We start from the raw sequence: 24,650 nt of genomic DNA, 5'->3' as shown, positions 1-24,650 counted from the left end.
CCTATCCCCGGAATATGTCAAAGGGTTCGATGCGCAAAACCCGACGAACGCCCATATAGCTCGAAGTCGCGGCAATCACGATTACCATCACGAAGGCGAGCAACAGATTGCCGTACGTAATCATCGCCGCGTAGTCCGGAATGCGCAGTCGCGCGAGGCTGATGAGCCCTGCGCACAATCCGATGCCCAGCCCGTAGCCGGTGAGCGCCGTAAAGGTCGCCTGAAACAGGATCATCGCGACAAGCTCATGGCTTTTCGCACCGATCGCCTTCAACGCACCGAATTTTTCGAGGTTCTCCAGAATGAACGTGTAGAACGTCTGGCCCGATATCGACAGTCCCACGACGAAACTGATAACCGTCATAAGCAGGATGTTGGTGCCGAGTCCGGTCTCGTATTTGTAGAAATCCGAGATGCTCTTCATGAACTCCTGCTTCGTGAGCGCCACGTATCCGAGCTCCTTGACCGCTTGCTTAATATGGGCAATGTCGGCCTCGGACTTAGGCTCCACGAGGATGTACGACGTTGTATAGCGGCTCGAAGGGATGTATTCGATCGCCCGGCGGTAGGTCGTGTAGAGCGTGGGCGAGCCGAACAACCCGCTGCTTGCCACGGTGGCGATCCCGACGACCACGCCTCGGTGGTCGTTGAGTTCGAAATCGCTTCCCAGCTTGGGACTCTGGAGCTTCACGAACTCCGCGTCCTCGATCACGACGAATCCATTCTCCGCGTAAATGTCCTCGATCCTTCCCTGCTTCATCATGGGGCGACCGAACAGGCTTGTGTCATCGAGACCGATCACGGTGACGGCTTGATACCTGCCGTCGCGAAGCTTAACGAGCGCACCACCCGAATAGAGCGGAACTGCGTATTTCACCCCGTCGATGCTGCGCACTGCGTCCAGCACATAATCCGGCATGCCGATGCTGCTCGCAATCGTCTGTACTCCGGGATCCATTACCCAGACCTTGGCGCCCACGTTGATAACGGTGGACGACGAGCGGTCCAGAATACCTGCAAACAGCGACGTCATCTCGACCATCAGAAATACCGCGAACGTAATCCCGACAAGCAGCGCCGTGAACTTGGCGCTGTCGTTCACCAACAGTTTGAACGCGAGCCTTAGTATACCTATCATGTCAAGTGCAGGAGGAAGTAGCGCATCGAGGACATCCTCGAGGGCGGCGCCATTCAATAAACACGCTCTTTGCCGATGCTTTAACGATTCACAAATCGTAGCGCCGACGGCTCACGCGCGGTTGACGCAGGTCAACCCTGGCGCTTTCTGCAGGTGGGGTTCACGCGGTGACCTCCGGGGCACGTATAGGGAGTAGAAGTGGCCAGACCCCTTTTCACGAAGGTCCGGGATTGACACCCTGGCTCTCAAGGGCGGTGGATCTCGCGTCGGGCGAGCAAGACGCCTGGCAGCATGGGCAGCCACACTGTCAGTCCGCGTAATAGGAGCGTGCCGCTCAAGGCGGCTTCGATCGGCACTCCCAATAGGTGAAGCATGCCTACAGCGGCCGCTTCGAACGTCCCCAAACCAAGCGGAATAGGTCCGATCGTCGCAGCCATCGAGGCCATGGTAAAACTCACGAAAATCGCCCACGGCTCGGGTCCATACCCGATTGCGCGGAACGCGAGCCAAAAGGTCACCGTATCAAACATGAAAATAGCAAGCTGAAGCCCCACAGTCTGCATTACCAACCGCGGGCTGCGCAAAAGGTCGGTGGGCGCGTCGGAAAGAGCCCGAAGCAAAGCGCTCAAGCCGAGCAACCTACTCAGCCATGCAAAAGGCTTCTGGTCACCTAGTCGCTTCAGACCGAGCACAATAGATGGAATCGCGATCATCACAATCGCGAAAATGGTGACACCAATCAGCAGAGGAAGATTGGCGCGATTGTGAAGCCGCAGCATGGTGGCGGCCGCGACTACCACGCTCAGATAGGCGATATCATAAGAGACTAGCCCTGCCAGCATGGCAGCCATGGCAACCGCCGCAGGCACTCGCCGCCGGATGAGGCCGCTTACGACCAGCATCGTGCCGCTGATCCCGCCGCTAGGCAACATTTGGTCCGTAAATACCTTTGCGATGCCCAGCGGGATCAGCGTTCGAAGCGATCGTGGGTGTCCGGCGCGACGTAGGGCTTGCCGCCAGACCAAGGCCGCGCTGACGTAAGTACCACCCTGGACAACGATCGCCAGCAGTAGCCATGTGGGTCGCGCTGAGCGTGCAAGTTCGACGATTCGTTCGAGAGAGCCGAAATGTAAGACTACAAAAACTAGAGTTAATAGGCCCGTTAGCCCGACTGCCCAGAGAACCAGCGAGCGCGTCAATGACGTCTTGCCGAGGAGCGCGGGGACGATCTCGAGAAACCCGATATCTGGGTGTTCCATGCAAGCATCACCGAGCTGGGAAACCTGGTCGGCATCGCCGTTCGTCGTCGGACGGGGCTGCATTGAAGGAGCGGTCATCTAGTTTAGCCCGAACCGGTGGGCGAACCATGTCTTCATAACATGCGTCAGGAGCGCGTAGCTTGCGAGGATAAGCACAAGACCCATCCAGTATGATGCAGGCAGAGGAACGAACCCTAAAAAGGCGCCAAGCGGAGTAAATGGCATCGCAACGCCCACGGCCGCGATGATGCAACTCGTCGCGATCAGCGCACCGCTCGCCCGGCTCTCGAAGAACGGCACTTTGGCCGTGCGGATGATGTGGATAATAAGCGTCTGGGTCAGCAGCGATTCGACGAACCAGCCGGTCTGAAACAGGGCGGGGTTGTCCCACGCCTTGAAGAAATGAAGCATCATGAAATAAGTGGCGTAATCGAATATCGAGCTGATTGGCCCAATCACCAGCACGAATTTCATGAGGTTGCCGATGTCCCATCGCCGCGGCACCGCAAGATACTCCGGGTCGACGTTATCTGTCGGGATCGTCGTTTGTGAGAAGTCATAGAGCAGGTTGTTGGTCAGAACCTGGATCGGTGCCATGGGCAGGAATGGCAGGATGGCGCTGGCACCGAGCACACTGAACATGTTGCCGAAATTCGAACTCGCGCCCATCTTTATATACTTCGTGATGTTGCCGAACACCTTTCGACCCTCGCGCACTCCGTCGCCGAGCACCGCGAGGCTTTTCTCGAGGAGGATGATGTCGGCCGACTCCTTGGCGATGTCCACGGCGCTGTCGACCGACACGCCGACGTCCGCCGCCTTGAGCGCCGGCCCGTCATTGATGCCATCACCCAGGAAGCCGACAACATGCCCTTTTCCATGCAGTGCGTCGATGATCGCGGCCTTCTGCGAAGGCGATACCTTGGCAAAAACGGAAGCGGTCTCCGCCAGGTCCTGGAGTTGCGCCGCCGATAACGATTCGAGTTCCTTGCCGAGAACGACGCGGTCCACAAGAATGCCGACCTCATGGCAAATCTTACGTGTGACAATGTCGTTGTCCCCGGTGAGGATCTTTATCTGCACGCCGCTCGCCCTCAGGGCTGAAATCGCAGCCGCGCAGGTTTCCTTCGGAGGGTCAAGGAATGCGATGTAGCCGAGCAGAGTCAGGTCGCACTCGTCGGCAACGCCATACGCGGCCTGTTCCGGCGGTATCGCCTTATAAGCGACCGCCACGACCCGGAAGCCATCTGCGTTGAGCCTGGCCGTGGTTTCCTTCGCTTCGGGGAAGTGGCTTTCATCGAGCAAGCCTTCCTCGCCTCCGACGGCATATCGCGTGCAGACCGAAAAAATCTCCTCGACCGCTCCTTTACAGATCAGGATGTGTGCACCGTCACCGCGCGCGAGCACAACCGACATCCGACGGCGCTCGAAGTCGAACGGCATCTCGTCGATTTTCTTGTATTGCTCATGAACCTTGAGTTGCTCTTCGAGCTCGACGTGCTTGAGCACGGCAACATCGAGCAAGTTCTTGAGGCCGGACTGATAGAGGCTGTTCAGATAGGCATATTCAAGAACCTTATCTGATTCGTCGCCGTGCACATCGAGGTGGCGCTTGAGGATGATGCGATCTTGCGTCAGCGTCCCGGTCTTATCGGTACAAAGCACGTCCATCGCACCGAAGTTCTGGATGGCGTTGAGACGCTTGACGATCACCTTCTTGCGCGACATCGCAATTGCGCCCTTCGCCAGATTGACCGTCACGATCATCGGAAGCATCTCCGGCGTAAGCCCAACTGCGACGGCTACGGCGAAGAGCAAGGCCTCGAACCAGTCCCCCTTCGTCAGTCCGTTGATTGTAAAGACAAGGGGAACCATGACCAGAATCAGGCCGATCATCATCCAGGTGAATCGCGTGATGCCCTTGTCAAAACTCGTCAGAACGCGTTGCGCCGCGATCATGCCCGCGACGTGGCCGAAAGCCGTTCGTGACCCGGTGAGCACCACGACGCCACAGCCGATCCCGCTCAGAACCGCGCTGCCCGTAAAGCAGATATTCGGCAAGTCGAACTGCGTATCGGCGGCGCCGGGACTGGCGTGCGCGAATTTTTCGATCGGCATCGCCTCGCCCGTGAGAGTCGACTGATTCATGAACAGGTCTTTCGCAGAAATCAGCCGCAAGTCGGCCGGAACCATGTCGCCGGCCGACAGCAGCACGATATCGCCCGGAACCACCTGCTCGATCGGCACTTCGATATGGTCTTGTACGTCACCCTGCCCGCACCGGCGCACCGTGGCAGTCGTCAGCACCATCCGGCGCAGCGCATCGGCTGCCTTGTTCGAGCGGTGCTCCTGAAGAAAGCCCAGCGTAATGCTCAACACGACCATTATGACAATCAGGCTCGACGCGTGCCGATCGCCGAGGAAGTAGCTGGCCGCGGCAAGCGACAGTAAGAGCAGGTTCAATGGATTGATCGATCGATTGAGGAGTTCGCCGACGATCGTGTGACGTTCCGCCCGCGCAACCTCGTTGCGGCCGACGGCGCGCAAGCGCTGCTCTGCCTCGCCGAAAGCAAGACCTTCTGGCGCGCTGTACAGCCGTTGCAACACATCCGCGGGCTCCAGACGCGCATACTCGACCAGAATTTCGCTGCTCGCGGCAGACGACCTGACGGCCGATTGCGATTCGTGCTTGCGGCCGAAGATTGTAGTCACGGCACTGAGTCTGTACCTGGAGTCAAGAAGAGGCATCGTACTGTCGGTTACCAGTAGTGTCGTTGGAAGGATCCGCTGGCTGCTAGGCGAATCAGCGCGAAGGCGAGCGCTTCTGCCGGGCGGACGGCGGCAGGCCAGTCGGATCGCGCCGCGACGTTCACAGGGTCGCGGAGATTGCGCGGTTCGCCATTGATGTATGTCAACGCGGGAGCACTGAGGCGGATGGCCGCTTTGAACTGGCAGGTTTAGCTCGTTCCCGCTGTCGTTGTACGGCGCGGCCGACGGGGTCTCTTCCCACGTCACGGTCCGGGTGGCGCTCCATCTCCTCGACCCGGATACACCGCCGACATACACGATCTGTCCAACATCGGAAAAACGGGGTCAAGATCGCCCGCCAAGCCCTCGGTTAGGTCTGGCGCCCTCATGCAGTCCGTTGGAGCAACGCGCCGTTCAAACCGAACTGCCTCGCAATCGAATACAGTCTTTCGCGCCATTCGCAGACCCCGAAGACGTCATGCACGTTTTGAAGACAGCTAAGCAGGTCGACCGTGTGCGGATCATCCACGTTGATTCGCGCTCGCAGCAATGCGCGGCGCAGCGCTTTGATGCCGATGTCCATATAGGAGGGTCTGCCGCCGGCATCCGGATTGAGAAAGCGGACCGGCACGCCCTCGATTGCGGTCATATAGTCGGCCGGCCGGATAAAATTGCCGATCGGGCAGCCGCCGCAGCCGCCTCGATAGGCGGCGCCGCCCCTGGGCAGCAGCGCGGCACCGCGCTGCGCAAACAGGTGGTCGACCACACGATCGAAAATGTCCTGCTCCGACAAAAATCGTTGGCTAGCCATGTCGATTCCTCCCCCGCCTTTCAGCACGGGATTGATACAGCGAGCCATCTGGGATGCGCCCGGATTTTGTCGGCGGATGCATCGCGGCTCGGTTGCGTGATTCCAGTATCGGTCGCGCCTGGCATGAAACCAATCAGCCGTAGCGGATATCGCCGTGGGAATATGGCAGGCCTTGTAGGAATCGCCCTACACCGAGGCAAGCGCTGACTGATGCCAGTCTCCACGGCAGGTCGCGCGTGAGTCTTCGGGAACCAAGCGCACGCGCGTAGTCGTCATCCGAGCACGCGGTCAAGGCGGCATAGCTTTTGAAGTGCCACGAAACGTTCGAGGCGAGTCGGATTGGTCTTGCCTGACCAAGGCGACTGGAATCCGGGCGTTCCGAGTTGATCCAGGCGCTGCGGCACACGCTTGAGAGAAGTGTCATAGCCCATCACGTCGAGTCGTGGTAACAGATAGCGATAGGGTCTCGTCGCTCATGTCCTGTCGCCTTGACAATATCCACCCCAGACTCTTGTCCGGAAAACCGCGAATCGTATATTCGTAATCTGGATCAACGCAGAGCGTGAGAAGCGTCATGTCGAAGGGCCAAAACAGGCGGACTCGCCATATCGCGTTTTGAGTACCCGGTACGGCGCTCGCAACGAACTTGCTCCCCGTTTCGGGCTAGTCGAACCCATATCTGCGCCCGAGGAAGGCATCGTCAATCAATCCGTCATCGCGCAGCGTCCGTTGCGCGTAGCTGCCGACGTAGTCATGCTCGCCCACATACGGAATGTTTGCGATCACATACCAACGCCCCATATAACGGGGAAAATCGACAGGCCCCGTGACGAGGGGTGCCGGCGCGCGCGGGTTCAGATTGGGCGGCTCCGCCGAGCAGCCGGCAAGACACAGCAACGCCCAGGTGATACCGCTGCAGACGAGGCGTCGCATACGGCCCTCGGAGATGAGTGAACAGGGCCATCCTGCGCCTGCGAACCCGGCGCCTTCCTATGAGAGAATGGCGGCGCGATAACCGCTAGACACTTTTGTCGTTGCGCTTCGCGCCACCTAGATCGTCCGCAATCTTGCTGTGCCGGCCGTTTTACGAACTCGGACGGCCGTCGGAAGGCCTGTCGTGTCATCTATTCGCCCCCGAAATCGGCGGTACGTCCGACCAAGCAGCGAGATCGCGGCGGGCAAGCCAGCGAGCTGAATAACCTGCCCGCGATAACGCGGATGGATGCTCACAACTGTCAAAACGAGGAATGCTCCCGGCAACGCAAGAAGGACAAGAAAAACGAGTCGCTTAAACATGCAGTGCTCCTCAGAGGGCTGGAATCAAGATGTAGTCAGCTTAGGTGCGAAGCGAGGACGCGCGATTGATATGGGTCAATTGATTCCGATCACCGCCGGCTTCCACCCAACCGAGGGATCGATCACCGTAAATGCCATCGCGAGACGTATGGCATCGGATCGGCCCTCCGTTCCGTACCGTTTGATCTGGGTCAGGCCAGAGCAACGGATGCGTCCTAGACTTGAAATGTTTGGCCAATCCGACGGGAAATCCAGCAATGAGCTACAAAACTATCGTCGTGCAACTGGACACAAGTAAGCGCACCGCTGCGCGGATCGACTACGCCCTGCATCTTGCGAGGCATTTCGGCGCGCATCTGACTGGTGTCTACTCGGACTTCACGCTGGATCCTAGATTCTATTATGAACGGTCGGGTGCGGAGCGATATTGCACATCGTTTGAACAAACCTGCATCGAACGTCGGGCGAGGGTCGAGAACATGTTTCGGTCCAGGCTTGCCCAGACGAAAGTGGCGGGTAATTGGGTCGCCAAGGAGAGGTACGCGCCCATTTCGCTTTCGCGCTATTCGCGCTGCGCGGACTTGACTATCACCGGTCAACACGACCCGGACGACCCCGAGGCTTATCTTGCCGATCGCTATCCAGAGCAATTGGTGCTATCCGCCGGCAGACCAGTGTTGGTTGTCCCGCACACCGGTGCGATGAATCCCGTTGGCGCTAAGGTCCTTGTGGCCTGGGATGATAGCCGCGAAGCGACGAGAGCAGTTCATGATGCGCTGCCGTTTTTGCAGCTCGCAAAGCGAACCGTCATGATTACGATAGTCGGCGAGGCCGATAAGCGTCGAGGCCCTCACGCTCGTGGTTTAGACCTCGTCGCAGCGCTCGCAAGGCAGGGTGCGCGAGTCGAGTATAGCGAGATTAATGTAAAAGACGGTGCGCGGACCGGCGAAAACCTGTTGTCGTTTGGATCCGAATTCGGTGCGAATCTAATCGTCATGGGCGCCTACGGTCATTCGCGGTGGCATGAATTGATACTGGGCGGTGCCACCCGGACGGTGCTGGAGGCCACGCAGGTTCCAGTGCTTATGTCCAATTAGATCGAGCGTTTGCAAATCGGAGGGCGCGTTGATATCGGCGCCGCAGTGCTGCGGTCCCTCCACGGCTGCGCCGCTCAGTCAAGCCTGGGTAATCCACAGGCACCTTATCAAAGTACCGTTTGCATTACGCAGACTTAATGCCAACGCCTTTCCGAACGACTCTACGCCCCTCGAATCGACAATCCCTTATTCCGTCGCAAGTCTGCGGGGGACACCGCCGCTCACCTCGCGGGACGCCTTTAAAATGTCCGTCGCGGTCGGACCCCGCACGGCGTCAGGTGGGACTTTCAAAAAAAAGTTAATAGGGATTTGGAGGTAGTTTACCCCGTCGTTCTCCGGCGCCGGCATTGCCCCAACGCGAATATTGATCTTAATGGACGGAAGCAATGAGCGTGGGCATGCCAAGTGTATTGTCAGGGGCGATTCGCATTGCGACGAATTCCCCCTCCGAAACGCCGTCATGCAGATGAACGTTCTCCCGACGTAGCTCCGCGAGCGTGCTAACCCATGCGGCCTTGCATGACGCTGGCGGATCGAGCGCGCGTGTGCATCGCCGCGGGGAAGTAACAACGCGCGGAACTGACTGCTTATCTCCTTCCTCGGCGTGGTCTTCGTCGTCGAGATCGAGAGAATGTTCAGGCGTCGCAGCCTCATCGATGACAACAATCGCGGCCGGGCCGGGACCGGACATTAGCCTTTCGACATTTGGGGTGTCTGCGCGGGCGTCAACTCGAACTCTTTGCCGCGTACGACGAGTTTCATCGGCTCCCCCGCTTCCAGAGTCGCCTCGACGCTGTCCGCTGCCTGTGCGATCCTGATCCTGAGACGGCGCTTGCGCCACTCCAGTGTGATCGCAAGGCTTTGCCATGCCGCTGGCAGCTTTGGGTCCAACGACAGGTAGTCACCGTGAAGCGACAGACCCGCGAAGCCGAACACCGCGATCTGCCATAGTCCACCTAGTCCCGCGATGTGCACGCCACCCTCGATAGCCGCGTGGCTGTCGGCAAGATCGATGGCTGACGTTTCGCGGAAAAAATCCAACGCGGCTTCGGTGTCACCGAGCCTTGCCGCGACGATTCCATGCATGGCACGGCTGAGCGAGCTTCCGTGGCCGCAACGCGGCGCGTAGTAGCCGAAATTCGTCACGCCCAAATCGCCGGGAAACTCATCCGGCAGCAACGCCAAAAGCGCAACGACGTCGGCCTGCTTGACGACTTGGGATCGTTGCGTGCGCTCTCGGCCAAGCACGACATCGATGGGCACCGAACGGCCAGCATAGTCGGCGAGTTTGATTTCTTCGAGGGAAAAAATAGCCTGCAAATTCCTCGAAGAGTCCGGTCTCCGGATCAAAACCAGTCGTTATCGTCATGGCGACACTGCGCCAGTGTTCCAGTTCACCATCGTGCAGGCACAGGCGACCTGACAAATTGGTCCAGCGCGCGGGCCAGCGCGCGCGCAGTAATGCGGCCACGTCAAGCGCACGCTGGATGTTCCAGCGTGCCATGACGTTGGTGAAGGCATTGTCGTCGATCGACTCGTGGTATTCGTCGGGGCCGATGACCCCTCGGATGTGGCACCGGCCGTCCGCCTCTGGCTGCGCGCGGCTTGACCAGAAACGGGCAGTTTCAAGCAAAATCTCGGCACCCACATCGCACAGAAAGACATCATCGCCGGTTCCCTGCCAGTATTGCCAGACCGCATAGGCGACGTCCGCGCTAATGTGTTGCTCCTGCTGGCCGCACTTGACTTCAACGACCTTGCGATCGGGGCCGATCGCGTGCGAGGGTGTCGTCTCGTCGCCGTTGTCAGCTGACTCCCAGGCGTAAAGGGCGCCTCGCCAGCCCATCCGGGCCGCTTTTGCTCGGGCGCCATCCAGCGTGTGAAACCGATACATGAGCAGGGCCCGCGCCGCTTCGGGCCAAGTGAGGATATAGAACGGCAGCAGATAAATTTCGGTATCCCAAAACACATGTCCGCGATAGTCGTCGCCGGTCAATGCTCGCGCCGAGATGGAGACGCGCTCGTCATCAGGATTGGCTGCGCCATTCAGGTGGTAGAGAGCGAAGCGCAACGCCTGCTGAGCGCCGGCATCGCCTTCGACTACGACTTCGCTGCGGCGCCAGCGGCTTGCCCAGGCAGCCTCATGCGCGGCCACTACCCCAGACCAGCCTTGTTCCTGTGCGATGCCGAGCGCGTGTCGTGCGTCGCTGGCCGGGTCGGCGTCTGTGGTATCGCTCCGCGTCACGGCCACCAGACGTTCCAGGCAGCCGATTTGGCCTTCGCGCGACCTCCAGGTCCATGACCAGCGAAACGGGCTGCACAGGGTTGCAGGAACGTCACGGCCGTCGATCCGGAGTGACAACGCAGCAGCTATCGCGAGACGTCTATTGGAAGATATCGCATGCCATACGCCGAGATCCTGCTCGACGCGCTCCGGTAAAAGACCGTTGTCCAGCCGTTCAAAGGATGCTTCAAGCGTGACGTCGACTCCGCCCTCTTCAATCTCTAACTGGATGAGTTGCAATGCTATTGCGCGTTGGCTGAGAGAGGCGAGGTGCAGAGTTTGAAAGCGAACACCGATGGCCGAGGCATTCAACAAACGACTTTCCGTGAGCAGAGCGCCACGCCACATGTCCAGGATGCGCTGCTGCGAAGACTCATCACCGGGCCAGTGCACCAGCGGCTTTCCTTGAAGCATCATCCGGACGTGAGTCCAATCTGGCGTCGCGACCAGTACCGGTATGCCCTGCGCTTCGTCGGGTGTATCGAACAGCCCGGCAACCAATGTGCGCGACTTTGCGACCCATCGCCCGCCGTGGTGTATCGCGCGGGCCCCGCGCACCCCGAGAAAGCCGTTGCTGATTGCGAAGCGCGCCCCTCGGCTATTTTCACGTAGCGGATCGTGCCCGACCTCCCGGATCGTCCAACCGGGATCGGAAGTCGGCGACAACGCCCGGTCCATGGTCCCCGGCTTGATCACGGCAGCCGCCGGCGGAGGTGCCCGCGTAGCAGTTCATCCATGTCAATCTGATCGAGATTGGTCACCACCAGATGAGCCCCAGCTGCAAGCAGCATCTCCGAGTCGTCAAGCCGCGCGACGCCAAGCGCCGCCATGCCGCCAGCGCGGGCGGCCTCGATACCGGCTGGAGCATCCTCCACCACAAGGCAATTTGCAGGTGCTGCGGACAATTCCGCGGCCGCAAGCAGGTAGATTTCCGGGTTTGGTTTGCCGTGCCGCAGTTCGCGCCCGCACACATTGGCATTGAACACGTCGAGGAGGCTGTGATCGTCGTCGAGGCGGATGCGCCGCATCATGTCATTGGCGTTCTTCGACGATGACGCGGCGGCGATCGGCCAGCCGAGCCCCCTCACCGCATGAACGAACCGCAGTGCGTCGGGGAACGTGTCCACGGCTCCTTCGTCGATCAGCGCCTCGAGACGCCTCTGCTTGCGCATTGCATAGGCTGCGGCATGTTGCTCCGCATCGGAGACTCCTAGTGCCAGCAGAGCAGCAAGTGCCCCATCGAGCCGCGGTCTGCCTGCTACATGGGATTGGTAAACGCTAGTCGTGAAGCGCGCTCCCTCGGCAAGACCGCCGAGCGCTTCCCGCCAGGCGCGTTCATGCGGCGAAGCGAGCAGGACGCCATCGACATCGAAGATGCCAACGCACAGGCGATGGGGGTGGTTGGCTTCTGATCCGGGGACATTGCGATTACTCATATCGACGCAATGGTCGGACGCCGCTGGAAGCCTCCGGGCCCCCATCGGCAGCATTCATAGCGTTGATCGATCGGAGGGCGCTGTATCGAACCAATCGCATATCGGAACTCCAGAAAGCCGCGCCAATCGCACAGTGCATGACAGGCCTCGCGCTCGGCGATGTCCGACATGCTATCACGCACGCCGGCGCTTAAATCACATCTCGAACGGAGTAGCCGAGGCATCAGACAGCGGAAAACGCCGCAACGATCGGTCAGGCAACAGGTGCCATATCCGCCCAAACACAATGCTGATGCTGCCGGCAGCTCCTCTCGCTCGAGTACCTCACCAGGCCGGATAGGTGTGGGATCGCGGGTCTTTACGTTATCTGGTTCGTGTCGTTTTCAGGCGTGGACATGATTCGTTCGTTGGCAGCTTGGGGCACCCCGGTCATGCAATATTTGACGTCTCGACTTCATAGAACGGAGCCCGGCAACGCCTCATGCATGTGCGACTTCACGATACAGCCGTTCGACGTCGACCGGGTCACAAAGCGCAGTCCCGATACTGAGAAGTGTGGCGGAGGCCGCTGCCAGTCCATAGCGAAACGCTTGCTCGAGACTGGCATTTCGGTTCATCGCCCAAACCATGCCGGCGAGAAAACTGTCGCCCGCCCCTATCGCGCTGGAAACCTTCATTCGCAATCCCGCGGCCCGCAAGGTTCGATCGGCGGTCACGAGTAACGCGCCCTGCTCCCCAGTGTGAGCGCCACCATCTGTGCGCGCCCGTCGCGGATTAGCCCCTGTGCCGCGTCATGCCATTCGTCTTCGCTGACCAGCGCGCGGCCGGTAAGCCCGCGCAACTCATTGAGGCTTGGCTTGACGAGGTAGACGCCGGCGTCGAGGGCTGCCGCGAGCGCCGGGCCCGCCGTGTCCAGAACAACACGAGTACCGGGCAATTGCGCCGAGCGCGTGAGTTACCCGTATGCATCGATTGGTACGCCGGGGGGGCAAACTACCGCTCATCACCAGATAGCGCGGTGAACGTGCAGCGCATCGAGGTGATCGATGCAGGACTGCCATTCCGGTTGTGTCACAGTCGGACCCGGGAGCACGAAGCGAAATTCGCGCCCGGTTGAAGTCTCTCGAACGGAAGTTCTCACGCGTCTCCTCTGCAATCTCGATGCACGCGCTCGCCACAAACTCCCCCTCAGTAGTTGGCGCAGTGTGTGACCGAGGGGTCCGCCAGCAAGATAGACGGCGACGCAGTCGCCGCCTAGGCGTTGCACGACACGTACTACATTGACCCCGCCGCCGCTGGGATCTCGGCGCGCCGCACTGCATCTAAGCTTGCGCGTGTCGAGCACCCGCTCGACTGAGGTCGCCACATCCACTGCTGGATTGAGCGTGACCATTACAATATCTGTCATCGTTGCCTCCGCCTCGGACGGGGACATGGCCGTACCCCATCTGCGTCGCCGAAATGGCCGACGCCACCTCAGTGTTCTTCGAATATCCTTCTTCGCGACGCCGTCACGGCAACGTATATCGTGCTGCTGGCCCTTAACCGGCTGTCCGACGGTACTGGATGCACTGATCGGCGTTCGCGCGGCGCCCTCGATTGACCTCAGGCACGGTCCGGCTTGCCGCCCATCATCGCTGCCTGCTCGGCGACCGCGACCCGTCGCTTAACCGCGATGAAACTGTCCGGACTCACCGACATGGAATCGATGCCGCACTCAACAAGGAATTCGGCAAATTCTGGATGGTCGCTTGGCGCCTGACCGCACAAGCCGACCTTCGCACCGTCCTTATGCGCCTGCTCAATGACGCTTTGAATCATCCATTTAACCGCGTCGTCCTGTTCGTTGAAAAGTTCGGCCAGATCTGCCGAATCGCGATCCACACCGAGGGTTAGCTGCGTCAAGTCATTGCTGCCGATCGAAAAGCCATCGAAGCGTTGCGCGAAAGCCTTCGCCAGAATCACGTTCGAAGGAATCTCACACATGACGTAGATTTCAAGACCCGCTTCGCCCCGCCGGATACCATTTTCTGCCATCACCTCGAGCACCCGGTCGGCTTCCTTCGTCGAGCGGCAGAACGGAATCATGACAATCACGTTCCTGAAACCCATCTCGTCGCGCAGGCGACGAATCGCCCGGCATTCGAGCGCAAAACCTTCGCGATACCGCGGCGAGTAATACCGTGAGGCGCCGCGGAAGCCAAGCATGGGGTTTTCCTCCTTCGGCTCATATTCGGCCCCGCCGATCAGGTTCGCGTATTCGTTGGTCTTGAAGTCACTCATGCGCACAATGACCGGATGTGGAAATTGCACGGCAGCGATACGCCCCAACCCTCGCGCGAGCCGATCTACGAAGTACTCGGTCCGGTCGCCGTAACCTGCCGTCAATTCCGCAATGGTCCGTTTCGCCTCCGCGTCCTTGAGAGCTTCGTAACGGACGAGAGCCATCGGATGGACCTTGATATGGTTACTGACCACAAATTCCATCCGTGCCAGTCCGACGCCGTCGGCCGGGATCCGCCACCAGCGGAATGCTGCAGCAGGATTGGCAAGGTTCAACATGAGCTTGACGCGCGTCGCCGGGATACTCTGGAAATCGATCTCCTCGACTTCGTAGTCGGCGGTGCCTTCATAGACGAATCCCTCGCGGCCTTCCGCGCAGGACACGGTCACCTCCTGCTCGTCGTGCAATATGTGAGTCGCATTGCCTGCTCCCACGATGGCCGGAAGGCCGAGTTCGCGACTCACAATGGCCGCGTGCGACGTACGCCCCCCGGCGTCGGTGACAATGGCAGAGGCACGTCTCATGACGGGCAACCAGTCCGGATCGGTCGTCCGAGTCACAAGAATGCCGCCGTCGACGAAGCGCGCCATTTCACGCGGACTGTCAATAACACAGACCGTGCCAGTTGCTACCGCTTCGCCGATGCTCACACCGGAAACGAGCTTGCGGCCCGCCTTCTTGATGCGATAGGTCTTCACCGCACTGGCTTCGCGTCTCGACTGGACAGTCTCAGGCCGAGCCTGAACGATGAACATTTCGTTGGTCTCGCCGTCTTTCGCCCATTCGATGTCCATCGGCTGGCCATAATGTTCCTCTATTACACACGCCCAACGCGACAACGCAAGGATTTCCTCGTCGCTCAAGACGAAGGCTGCGCGCTCCGCCTTCGACGTCGGAACATTCTTCGTTGATCGCCCAACGTCCCTCGTGTAGATCAGCTTGCGGTCCTTCTCGCCTCGTTTCTTGCCGATAATCGGCGAGAATGACCCGTCTGAAAGAAGCGGCTTGAACACTTCATACTCGTCAGGGTCAACGGAACCCTGGACCACGTTCTCGCCCAGCCCCCAAGCGGCGTTGATGAGTACCACCTTGTCGAAACCGGTCTCTGTATCTATTGAAAACATTACACCCGCCCCGCTCAGGTCCGACCGCACCATGCGTTGCACACCCACCGACAGCGCGACTTTGAGATGATCGAAGCCCTTTGCCTGCCGATAGCTGATCGCTCGGTCGGTAAAGAGCGACGCGTAGCACCGGCGGCAGGCATCGAGCAACGCACGCTCGCCCCTGATGTTGAGATAGGTCTCCTGTTGTCCGGCGAAGCTCGCGTCGGGCAGGTCCTCGGCTGTCGCGCTTGATCGAACTGCAACATCCGCGTCCGCCTCCCCGGTCCGGCGGTTCAATTCATCGTACGCGAGCCGAATCGACTGAGCCGTCTCCTCCGGCCATTCGCCTCGAAGAATCGCGCGACGAATGGCTTCGCCGGCTTCGGCCAGAGACCGCCGACCATCCCCAAGTTCTTTAAGTACCGAAGACATCGTGTCTCGCAATTCATTTGCATCAAGGAAGCGCCAATACGCGCCGGCCGTGACGGCAAACCCAGGCGGAACCTTCACGCCCCTGGCGCCGAGGTTGGCGACCATCTCGCCCAACGAGGCGTTCTTTCCGCCGACAAGCGCCACGTCTGTGCGCCGAAGGTCCTCGAACCATACAAGCTGCGATGTGTCGTTGGTCATGTGTGGCTCCTTTGCGCCAGTCAAATCGGGATTCGGAAGGCTGTCGATTGTCGCGTTGCTCGTCGCAAGCACTTCCGAGGAGGACTGTCGGCGGCTGGTTAACGTCCGCTAGTCATTTCGCAGGCCGGCTGAACGGGCCACGACGATTAGAGGTTGCGTTGCTTCGTTCGATGCTGGTCATGCCCCACCAATTGCACTTTGGCTCTATGTAGGCTCGATATACATACCCTCACGAGCCGGTCCCGTCGGGATCGCTCAAATGCTGATATAGCCTTGGAACGTCCAGGGGAGCTTTAATTGAGACGGGGAAGTAGCCGTCTCCTTACTGTCAATGCTCGAGCCAGCAAACCCCGGACTGCCCTCCGCCGAAAAAATTGGCGTGAACGCCAACGTATCGTTAATCCTGATCAGAAAATCTGAGTTGAAGCGCGACGGCGGATAGATTGAAACGTCAGTGAAGAATTGCGAAACATACTCATCAGGGGCTGCCCCGAACGCAAACGTCTTTACTGGTTCAACCGCGTCGTAGTGGGCGGGCAGCTCATATTGGCGATCCCCCTGTTTGACGACTAGTGCGGGAACGTAGACAAGTTGCACTCCCGTATGAGACAGGTGGTACGCCGGTCGAGCGATCGGCCCGTCGGGCCCGAGCGCGAGCGGTGGGTGAGCCCATAGAGCAAGGTTCAAGGGACTCGTTCGTTGCGCGAAGTACTCTGTCAGCCAGTTCATTCCAACCTCCACTAAACGTAAGATGTGCAACATGCCCGGCTGCCGATCGTGAACAACCGAACCGCATCCCCTTCCATCGCCATCACCTCGACGGAAGTCACACGCATCCAGACATTCCGTTAGTTCCCGATGCTGGATCATGTGGCATACGGCCGCTCGGAAAACGGTCGGCATCCTAGCGGGAGCGCACCCCCTTCCTATCGCGTCGGCCGCCTTCATTCGCAAAGCGTGTTCGCTCCACCCTTGTAAGGCTATGCACTAAACTTTTTGGCATGTTGACTTGGGTCAATCCGAGGGCGGTACTCCGGGTCTGGCTCGCTGATACAGCGGGAAGACGCTCCTATCGGCACGTGACGCCGCACTCGTGCGCGTCCATGCCGAAGTACGTATCGGGTTTCTCTCGCACCAGCAGCCGATCGAAAGGCCTCGTCGAAATCAATTCGGTCACGGCGAGGCGCTCGAAGCCCCCTCGGAACGTCCTCGCAGTTCGGAACCAACGATTCCCTGACTGCAGGTTGCTTCGAGCAAGGTGTTCGAGGAGCTGTGCGCCACCTGTAAAAGGCAGCCTTGACACCTGCGTCGATGCTCGGTCTCATGGCGGTGGGCCAACCTTTGACGGTCTACCTCAAGCGTCGCGCATCAGACGATTTCGAATTTGTACTTCTTGACGGCTCCGACACTTGACCTGAATCAAGGCAGCAGACCTGTGCGCGACCACACTATGCCGAGAACGTGGCTTTCTTGGAGTGTCATCGTGAATCGCCCAAACATGAGGCATCTGCTCCACGTGCTTGGCATCGTTACAACGCTGCTCGGTGGAGTTGGCTGCGCGTTCGCCGAGGGCGAACCCACGGCTCTCTTAGACCGGTATCGCTGCATGTTTTGCCACACCGTCGATACCCCGTTTCGCGCCCCCTCCTTTCGAGAGATCGCCGCGCACTACCACCGCGTGCCCGATGCCAGCGCCATGCTCGAAGGCAAGCTGCGACTGGGAGGCCGGGCGCACTGGGGAGACATGGCGATGCCGTCGGCCGCGGGACGCGGCGCCGGTGCACTCTCGCGCGAAGACGCACATGTTCTCGTTCAGTGGGTACTTCGCCAGTGAGAAAAGGCTCGCGAGCCCGTGGACTGATGCAAGCATGCGAACGCCGACCGCGTCCAAACAGCGGGTCGACAATCGCGTATCCACGGCTAGTTGCGATGGAATGGCGACCCTCGGCGCCATGTGGACATCAGGACATTTTCGGAGCAAGCGTTATATGACTCAGGCTCAGATTCGTATGTTTGTCAGCGTGTTGGCTGCGCTCACGACCCTAACCTATAGCTTGAGCGCGAGACCCGCGATGCCGGAACAGGAAGGCGCCGACCGGAACGTGGCCGACGTATCGGCGCTCAATCTTCCGAACGATCAGGCTTCTTCCGACGGCGTTACGACGCCCGCGCAGGGACAACCCGTGGCGCAGGTTCCCACCGACCCCTTCGTGCAACGGCGCAATGCGAACGCCCAGGCGAACGCCGAATATCGCGCATCAAAGAAAACCTCCAAACAGCAGATGGAGGCTGTCGTCGACGATGCGAAGGCCCTCTACGATGAAGAAGTCGCCAACGCGAAGATCAACCGCAAGGCCGACAGGAACGCTGCCATGAACGAGTTGAAGGCGTCCGAACCCGAGCGCCCGAAGGACACCGAAGTGCGGCACTGACGCTCGCGTGGCCGTTTGCCACCATCGAAGAGGGCAAACACAGGGGCGTCGATAACGGACTGGCATCGTTATCGATGCCCGCTCATCCAGCATGGAGAAATTTCGATGCGTTTCGACTATAAGTCTTGCACTATCGATGCCACGGCACGGGAGGCCGGCGGCACGTTTTTCCCGACCGCAGCCCTTTGTCGATTGCGGACCGAAGGAGAAGCATCGAGCGAGGATCGTAAGAATTTGTCCGGGGGCGTCGCATCGTTCCGTACGCCCGACGAGGCCGTGGTCTTTGCGCTTAACTGGGCGATCGGGTGGATCGACGAGAACTGGGCTTCTGATGTCCGCGCTGGCTCCCGCAGGCCGGCTCAAGGCCGCAAGTCGCAATGCACGGCCAGATCGACAGGCAGCAAGTCGATCGTTCTGCCATAGTCCGAGCACTTGTCACATGGTCGGCCCTCGTGGCGTCGAGGATCGTCACCGGTGTTAGCATTAGCGCGGTGCGAGGAAAATTGAGAACCAGTCCCTCGCGAGCCGGGCAACCTGCTCGAGCGTACCTGGTTCTTCGAACAGGTGGGTGGCGCCGGGAATGAGCACGATCCGACGCTCGCATGTCAGTCGGCGGGCAGCCATTTCATTCAGCCGGATGACCGACGTATCCAACTCGCCGACAATCAGCAGCGTAGGTGCCCGCACGTGCTCGAGCGCATCGTCGGCGAGATGCGGGCGGCCGCCACGAGACACGACCGCGTGCACCCGTGCCGGACGCCCGGCCGCTGCGATCAGGGCAGCGCCCGCTCCGGTACTGGCGCCAAACAAGCCGACAGGCAACGTTGCCGTCGCCGGGAAATGCCCCAGCCAGTCGACGGCATCGGTCAGTCGTCGGGCAAGCAGCGGAATGTTGAAGCGGTAGAGGCCCGTTTCCAAGTCCTGGTCGCTCTCGTCGGCTGTGAGCAGGTCGAACGACAGGGTTGTCAGCCCAGCCTGCTGCAGCACGGCGGCGACGTCCCGATTACGCGGGCTGAAGCGACTGCTGCCGCTGCCGTGTGCGAATGCAACCACACCGTGGGCCCGCTGGGGAACAGCGAGCACGCCCTCCAGTACCATTCCGCCGGCCGATATCATTACCTCTTCGACTTGAATATCGTGCATTGCGTTGCTCCGCTGTATCTGATCTCACGTGAGGCCGCTCAGGCCGTCTGTTCTGGCTCCTCCCGATGGTGCCAGTGATGCGGCGTGTCAAGCGGCTCGACGGCGCTCGTCTCGTCGAGATGAAACAATGCGTCGAACTGGTTTGCCAGCGAAGCCCCAAAATAGTGACTTTCCCGCTCGCTCTGCGGTAGGTAAATGACGCCAATGGCACGTTCGAGCATGGGTTCGCGCAACGGTTCGGCCCCGGGTCCAACGAGCGGCAAAAAGAAACGATCCAGGCCCGTGCTATGGAAGAGGTATTCATAACTGTCGTGCAGCGCTGGCCGCACCCACTTGTGTTCAACGTCGCCATCCCACTGAGAAGCGGCGGATACGTGCCCCGTAAACGTGGTAAAGCCGACCAGCAGTGCCTTGCTGCCGACGGATTCGCGCATCAGTTCTCCGAGGTTCCATTCTCCACGCAGATTCGACTCGGTCGAACGCGCGTCACCGATGTGCGAATTGTGAGCCCACACGACGATGCGTCCTTGGCCACTCCGTTGCAATCGGTAGCGGGACAACGCCAGGAGCGTGCGATGCATGTGTGCGTCGCGCAGATTCCAGGTGTTGAAGCGTCGTCCGAACATCGAGCGGTAGTAATTCTCCGCATGAACGACGACCTCGGCGTTTTGCTGTGCAAAGAACTGCGCGTCGAACGCGGCAAGGCCGTCGCGCGTCAGATAGGTGAGCGCGTCGGCTCGCAACTGCAGCAATTGGTCGACTACGCCTTCGCGCGCGTCCGGCCGCGCACCGAGCGCGGCGGCATATCCATAGGCCTGGGGTTCGCGCACATGATCAAGCGCTGCGTATCGCTGGCGGGCCATCGCGGCCTGCTCGGGGTCGACCTGCTCGAGGTAACGTATCACCGCATCCGCCGAGCGATACATGCTATATAGGTCGAGCCCGTAGACGCCGACACGCGCTTCGGAAGACAACCCAGCGTTGTGTGCACGCAACCACGTGATGAAGTCCAGCATCTCTCGGTTGCGCCACATCCAGGTGGGGAAACGCTCGAAGTCCCCGAGGGCGGCATGAGCATCATCGTCACCCTCGCCTTGCACAAAGCGATTCACACGCCACGCGTCAGGCCAGTCGCCTTCAATCCCGACAGCATCGAAGCCTCCCTCGGTGATTAGACGGCGGGTAATCTGCGCACGCATTCGATAGAAATCCTGCGTCCCGTGTGTCGCTTCGCCCAGCAGCACAAACTGGCGACCTTTGGCCATTTCAAGCAGTTCGTCAAAGTCGCCATCATTTTCGTCGAGGCGCCGCGCGAGTTCGCGCACGGCCAGGAAAGGCGTTGCGGCGGTATGCATTACAGTGTGTCCTGATGTGATCGCGAGAGAAGCGCGCGCACTTCGGCGTCGCTCGTCTGGCCAAAATCCCTGTAGAATTGGCCGACGCCGCCAAAGTCACGCGCGCTATGCGCGCAGACGAAGTGATCAGCAATTGCGGCTAGTTGACTAGCCGTGCTCTCTGGCGCGACGGGCACGGCGACAACGATGCGCGCGGGCTTACTGGCGCGCAGCGCTGCAATAGCGACGCGCATCGTGGACCCGGTCGCGACGCCATCGTCCACGACAATTACGGTCCGGCCTTTAAGGCTCAACTGCGGCCGTTGACCGCGGTACAGCGCTTCGCGCCGTAGCAACTCGCGGCGCTCATCGTTTAGTACACCCGCGACCGCTTCCTGAGAAACCCCGGCCATCCGAATCGTGTGCTCGTCGAGATATGTCGCCCCGCCGGACGCTATCGCGCCCATCGCCAATTCCGGATAGTAGGGCACGCCAAGCTTGCGCACGACCAACACGTCAAGTTCGACTCCAAGTGCTTGGGCCACTTCATGTCCAACCGGCACCACCGCGCGGCAGCGCGAGCACAATTACGTGGCGGTCGCCGGCGTAGTCGCGCAGTTGGCGTGCCAGCAGGCGCCCGGCTTCGGCACGATCGCGGAACAAAGGTACGATGCCCATCATCTCCGCGTTCATTGTGTCACCCGCGCGGGACCGTCGGTGGAGGCGCGTTTGCGCGCGGGGCGTCGGCGCTTGTTGCCAGTCGCCTTGACCAATTCGGCATCTTCGGACATCTCTGCTGCCTCGGCCGCATCATGCGCTTGAGCACTGAGTTCGAACACCACGCCGTCCTCGTGAGCGTCATAGCGACAGCAGACTCGAGAACCCTCCTTGATGCGTCCGTCGAGCATTTCCTTGGCGAGCGGATTTTCGATCACCTGACGGATACGCCGGCGCAATTCTCGCGCGCCATACTCAGGTCGATAGCCTTCAAGTGCGAGTTGTTCGACGATGCTCTCGTCGAACGCCAGTTCGATTTCCTGGCTCTTTGTCACGCGGGCGACCTGATCGAGATGTAGCCGTACGATGGCGCGAATCTGGTCGAGTTGCAGCGATTCGAAGATGATGATTTCGTCGATCCGGTTCAGAAACTCTGGCCGGAAATGCGAGCGCAGCACCTCCATCACGCCTTCGCGCACGCCATCGCTTTTGCCGCTCTTACGAGCCCTGGCGCCCTTGCCGGCGCCATTGCCGCCGGCCGGCAGAAAGCCTGGATGGCTGCGTCGTGACCCCATGATCACGTCCGACGCCAGATTGCTGGTCGCAATGATCAGTGTGTTGGCGAAGTCGATCACGCGGCCTTTGCCATCGGTCAGGCGGCCATCGTCAAAGACCTGGAGCAGCACGTTATACACGTCGGGGTGGGCTTTTTCGATCTCATCAAGGAGGATCACGCTATGCGGGCGGCGCCGTATGCGCTCGGTCAGTTGGCCGCCCTCTTCATAGCCAACGTAACCCGGCGGGGCGCCGATCAGTCGCGCGACCGCGTGCCGCTCCATATACTCGCTCATATCGACCCGCACGATTGCATCCTCATCGCCGAAGACCACTTCGGCTAGCGCCTTCGCAAGTTCGGTCTTGCCGACGCCGGTGGGCCCGAGAAACAGGAACACTGCGACGGGCCGGTGCCCGCCCTGCAGGCCGGCCCGGCTGCGTCGCACGGCGTCGCTGACCGCGCCGATCGCTTCATCCTGACCAATTACCCGCTGATGCAAACGTGCTTCCATCTTCAGCAGTTTGTCTTTTTCTTCCTGGGTCAGTTCCGCGACAGGAATGCCCGTCAGCTTCGCGACGATTTCGGCGACTTGCGCAGTACTCACCTCAGCTTTGCTCGAAGTGACACGGCGCTTCCAGATCGCAGTCGCGTCGCCCAACTGAGTCTCCTTCACCCCAAGTTGGTCACCGAGTTCCTTCGCGCGCTCGAACTGCTTGCGGGATGACGCATAGTCCTGCTCGCGTCGAAGTTGCGCGATCTCGGATTCGAGTTCGAGAATGTCGGCGGGCCGAGACGTCGACGAGAGATGTTCTCGCGCGGCGGCCTGGTCGATCAGGTCGACGGCTTTGTCCGGCAAAAAGCGGCCGGTAATATAGCGATCGGACAACTCGGCTGCCGCAACGAATGCCTCGTCGAGAATCGTAACCTTGTGGTGCGCTTCGAGCCGGTCACGCAGACCGCGCAAGATGCTGATAGTCTGCTCGACAGTCGGCTCGGCGACCAGCACCGGCTGAAATCGCCGCTCGAGCGCTGCGTCCTTCTCGATGTGCTTCTGGTATTCGGACAGTGTCGTCGCACCAATTAGGTTGAGCTCGCCGCGGGCCATCGGCGGCTTGAACACGTTTGCAATATCGAGGCCGCCTTCGCCGCCGCCTTGGCCAGCGCCGATGATCGTATGCACTTCGTCGACGAACAACACCAGTTCGTCCTTGTGGGCGGCGATTTCGTCCATCACCTGCTTGACTCGCTCCTCGAACTCCCCGCGGTATTTGGAGCCCGCAACCAGTGAATTTACATTCAGTTCGACCAGCCGTTTGTCGCGCAGCGTTTCCGGCACATCGCCGCTGATCATGCGCTGCGCGAGGCCTTCAACGATCGCCGTTTTGCCGACCCCCGGTTCGCCGATCAGCACCGGGTTGTTCTTCTTGCGTCGCGCCAGCACCTCGGCGAGTGTCTCTGTTTCCTTCGCGCGGCCAATGACCGGGTCGAGCTTGCCCTCGCGTGCAAGGCGAGTAATATCCCGGCTATATTTGTCAAGTTGCGGCGTCTCGCTGGGTGGCTGGCCGGCACCTTCATCGGAGCCAGCCACCTTCAGCGCTTGCTGACGCAACGCCTGGGGTGTCAGCCCGTATTTAATCAACAAATCGCCGGCGAAACTGTCGGTGACTTCGGCCAGTCCCGCGAGCATGTGTTCGGGTCCGACGTAGCTCTGGCCGAACTCACGGGATGCGATAAAGGCACGCTCGAGTGCGCTCTTCAAACGCGGCGAAACCGCGATCTCGCCGTCGGCGCTTCTCGGGGTCGCTTCCTCCCTGAGCGCGTGCTGCTCGATATACTCCTGCAGGCAGACATTCGCACTAGGCCGCGAACATAACGGTTCACCTTGAGGGAGACAGAATATGGCGCAGCACATGTGCGATCTATGCGGCGTGAGGCCGGCAACGGTCCGGGTTGCGGTGGTACAAGACAGGCAACGCAAGCAAATAAACGTCTGCGACTATCACTACGCGCAACTCACGCGACATCAGCGTCAGGTATCCCCGCTTGAGTCGCTTTTCCGAGGCGGACTGTTCGACAACTTCTTCACCGGCCCGATATCGGCCGGTCATCCGCCCATGGGCACTATGCCGTCCGGCGCGGTTTCCGAACCCGACGGAGTGAACCTGCAACAGCATTTCAGCGACCAGTCAAAAGAAATTTTGCAGCGCGCTGCTGAACGGACGGTGCAATTTGGCAGGCGGGAACACAGTAGTACTAGCAGATCGGATGCCGCCCGGTTTCCCGAATGGGTGATGACGCCCGTCCATTCGGCGTATAGCTCATCACTTCGCCGGCCTGCAGTGATGCGAACTCGCATCCGGGGCGGCCGGTCCTCGTTGG

16 protein-coding genes and 4 pseudogenes are annotated in these 24,650 nt (G+C 60.2%); 4 read left to right on the top strand and 16 right to left on the bottom strand.

Annotated elements, in window-relative coordinates; translation table 11 throughout:
* Position 1: 1 nt before the first annotated feature.
* The 5 genes and pseudogenes from AWB68_RS02605 to AWB68_RS02585 all read right to left on the bottom strand — a co-directional run.
* Positions 2 to 1,138, bottom strand: coding sequence for an ABC transporter permease (locus tag AWB68_RS02605; RefSeq protein WP_087642794.1), 1,137 nt, complete (start codon positions 1,136 to 1,138; stop codon positions 2 to 4).
* Between the two features lie 245 nt (positions 1,139 to 1,383).
* A complete protein-coding gene (locus AWB68_RS02600; protein WP_235028168.1) occupies positions 1,384 to 2,475 on the bottom strand; it encodes a lysylphosphatidylglycerol synthase transmembrane domain-containing protein in 1,092 nt (363 codons plus the stop codon).
* Positions 2,476 to 5,109, bottom strand: coding sequence for a magnesium-translocating P-type ATPase (gene mgtA / locus AWB68_RS02595; protein WP_445344357.1), 2,634 nt, complete (start codon positions 5,107 to 5,109; stop codon positions 2,476 to 2,478).
* A gap of 421 nt (positions 5,110 to 5,530) precedes the next feature.
* Complete coding sequence (locus AWB68_RS02590; RefSeq protein WP_087642792.1) at positions 5,531 to 5,956, bottom strand: hypothetical protein; 426 nt, start codon at positions 5,954 to 5,956, stop codon at positions 5,531 to 5,533.
* 356 nt (positions 5,957 to 6,312) lie between these two features.
* Positions 6,313 to 6,889, bottom strand: a pseudogene (locus tag AWB68_RS02585) (lipocalin family protein); the annotation flags it as partial.
* Between the two features lie 620 nt (positions 6,890 to 7,509).
* Here AWB68_RS02585 and AWB68_RS02580 point away from each other — a divergent pair.
* Entirely contained in the window at positions 7,510 to 8,349 is an 840-nt protein-coding gene (locus tag AWB68_RS02580) for a universal stress protein (protein WP_087642791.1), read from the top strand.
* 370 nt (positions 8,350 to 8,719) lie between these two features.
* Here the strand turns inward: AWB68_RS02580 and AWB68_RS02575 are convergent, their stop codons facing one another.
* The 7 genes and pseudogenes from AWB68_RS02575 to AWB68_RS02545 form a co-directional block, all read right to left on the bottom strand.
* Positions 8,720 to 9,040, bottom strand: coding sequence for a hypothetical protein (locus tag AWB68_RS02575; RefSeq protein ID WP_087642790.1), 321 nt, complete (start codon positions 9,038 to 9,040; stop codon positions 8,720 to 8,722).
* Complete coding sequence (locus AWB68_RS50750) at positions 9,040 to 9,597, bottom strand: glycosyl hydrolase family 65 domain-containing protein (RefSeq protein ID WP_268810911.1); 558 nt, start codon at positions 9,595 to 9,597, stop codon at positions 9,040 to 9,042. Before AWB68_RS50750 ends, AWB68_RS02575 begins: the two co-directional genes overlap by 1 nt.
* Positions 9,515 to 11,329: a glycoside hydrolase family 65 protein gene (locus tag AWB68_RS02570; RefSeq protein WP_200828611.1), complete on the bottom strand. Its 1,815-nt coding sequence runs from the start codon at positions 11,327 to 11,329 to the stop codon at positions 9,515 to 9,517. The genes AWB68_RS50750 and AWB68_RS02570 overlap by 83 nt, the downstream gene beginning before the upstream one ends.
* Entirely contained in the window at positions 11,326 to 12,069 is a 744-nt protein-coding gene (locus AWB68_RS02565) for an HAD family hydrolase (protein WP_087642789.1), read from the bottom strand. The genes AWB68_RS02570 and AWB68_RS02565 overlap by 4 nt, the downstream gene beginning before the upstream one ends.
* A gap of 479 nt (positions 12,070 to 12,548) precedes the next feature.
* Positions 12,549 to 13,477, bottom strand: a pseudogene (locus AWB68_RS46260) (1-phosphofructokinase family hexose kinase).
* 197 nt (positions 13,478 to 13,674) lie between these two features.
* Entirely contained in the window at positions 13,675 to 16,089 is a 2,415-nt protein-coding gene (gene ppsA, locus AWB68_RS02550) for a phosphoenolpyruvate synthase (RefSeq protein WP_087642786.1), read from the bottom strand.
* Between the two features lie 255 nt (positions 16,090 to 16,344).
* Positions 16,345 to 16,818 (bottom strand): hypothetical protein, encoded by a 474-nt coding sequence (locus tag AWB68_RS02545; RefSeq protein ID WP_087642785.1) that lies wholly within the window; start codon positions 16,816 to 16,818, stop codon positions 16,345 to 16,347.
* A 769-nt stretch (positions 16,819 to 17,587) separates the two neighbouring features.
* On the opposite strand from AWB68_RS02545, the gene AWB68_RS02540 reads away from it, so the two are divergent.
* From AWB68_RS02540 to AWB68_RS02530, 3 genes are all read left to right on the top strand, one after another.
* Positions 17,588 to 17,923, top strand: coding sequence for a c-type cytochrome (locus AWB68_RS02540; protein ID WP_087642784.1), 336 nt, complete (start codon positions 17,588 to 17,590; stop codon positions 17,921 to 17,923).
* Between the two features lie 154 nt (positions 17,924 to 18,077).
* Entirely contained in the window at positions 18,078 to 18,521 is a 444-nt protein-coding gene (locus AWB68_RS02535; RefSeq protein WP_087642783.1) for a hypothetical protein, read from the top strand.
* A 105-nt stretch (positions 18,522 to 18,626) separates the two neighbouring features.
* Entirely contained in the window at positions 18,627 to 18,944 is a 318-nt protein-coding gene (locus AWB68_RS02530) for a hypothetical protein (protein WP_087642782.1), read from the top strand.
* A gap of 60 nt (positions 18,945 to 19,004) precedes the next feature.
* Here the strand turns inward: AWB68_RS02530 and AWB68_RS02525 are convergent, their stop codons facing one another.
* The 4 genes and pseudogenes from AWB68_RS02525 to AWB68_RS02510 all read right to left on the bottom strand — a co-directional run.
* Complete coding sequence (locus AWB68_RS02525) at positions 19,005 to 19,655, bottom strand: dienelactone hydrolase family protein (RefSeq protein ID WP_200828615.1); 651 nt, start codon at positions 19,653 to 19,655, stop codon at positions 19,005 to 19,007.
* Positions 19,656 to 19,702: 47 nt separating this feature from the next.
* Entirely contained in the window at positions 19,703 to 21,019 is a 1,317-nt protein-coding gene (locus AWB68_RS02520) for an erythromycin esterase family protein (protein WP_087642780.1), read from the bottom strand.
* Positions 21,019 to 21,691, bottom strand: a pseudogene (locus tag AWB68_RS02515) (phosphoribosyltransferase). Before AWB68_RS02515 ends, AWB68_RS02520 begins: the two are co-directional and overlap by 1 nt.
* Positions 21,688 to 24,114, bottom strand: a pseudogene (locus AWB68_RS02510) (ATP-dependent Clp protease ATP-binding subunit); the annotation flags it as partial. The pseudogenes AWB68_RS02515 and AWB68_RS02510, both read right to left, overlap by 4 nt.
* Positions 24,115 to 24,650 lie beyond the last annotated feature (536 nt).

It is taken from the genome of Caballeronia choica, assembly GCF_001544535.1.
In the GTDB taxonomy this organism is placed as follows: domain Bacteria; phylum Pseudomonadota; class Gammaproteobacteria; order Burkholderiales; family Burkholderiaceae; genus Caballeronia; species Caballeronia choica.
The sequence above is the reverse complement of the archived record's forward strand: the minus strand, read 5'-3'. Positions and strand labels throughout refer to the sequence as shown.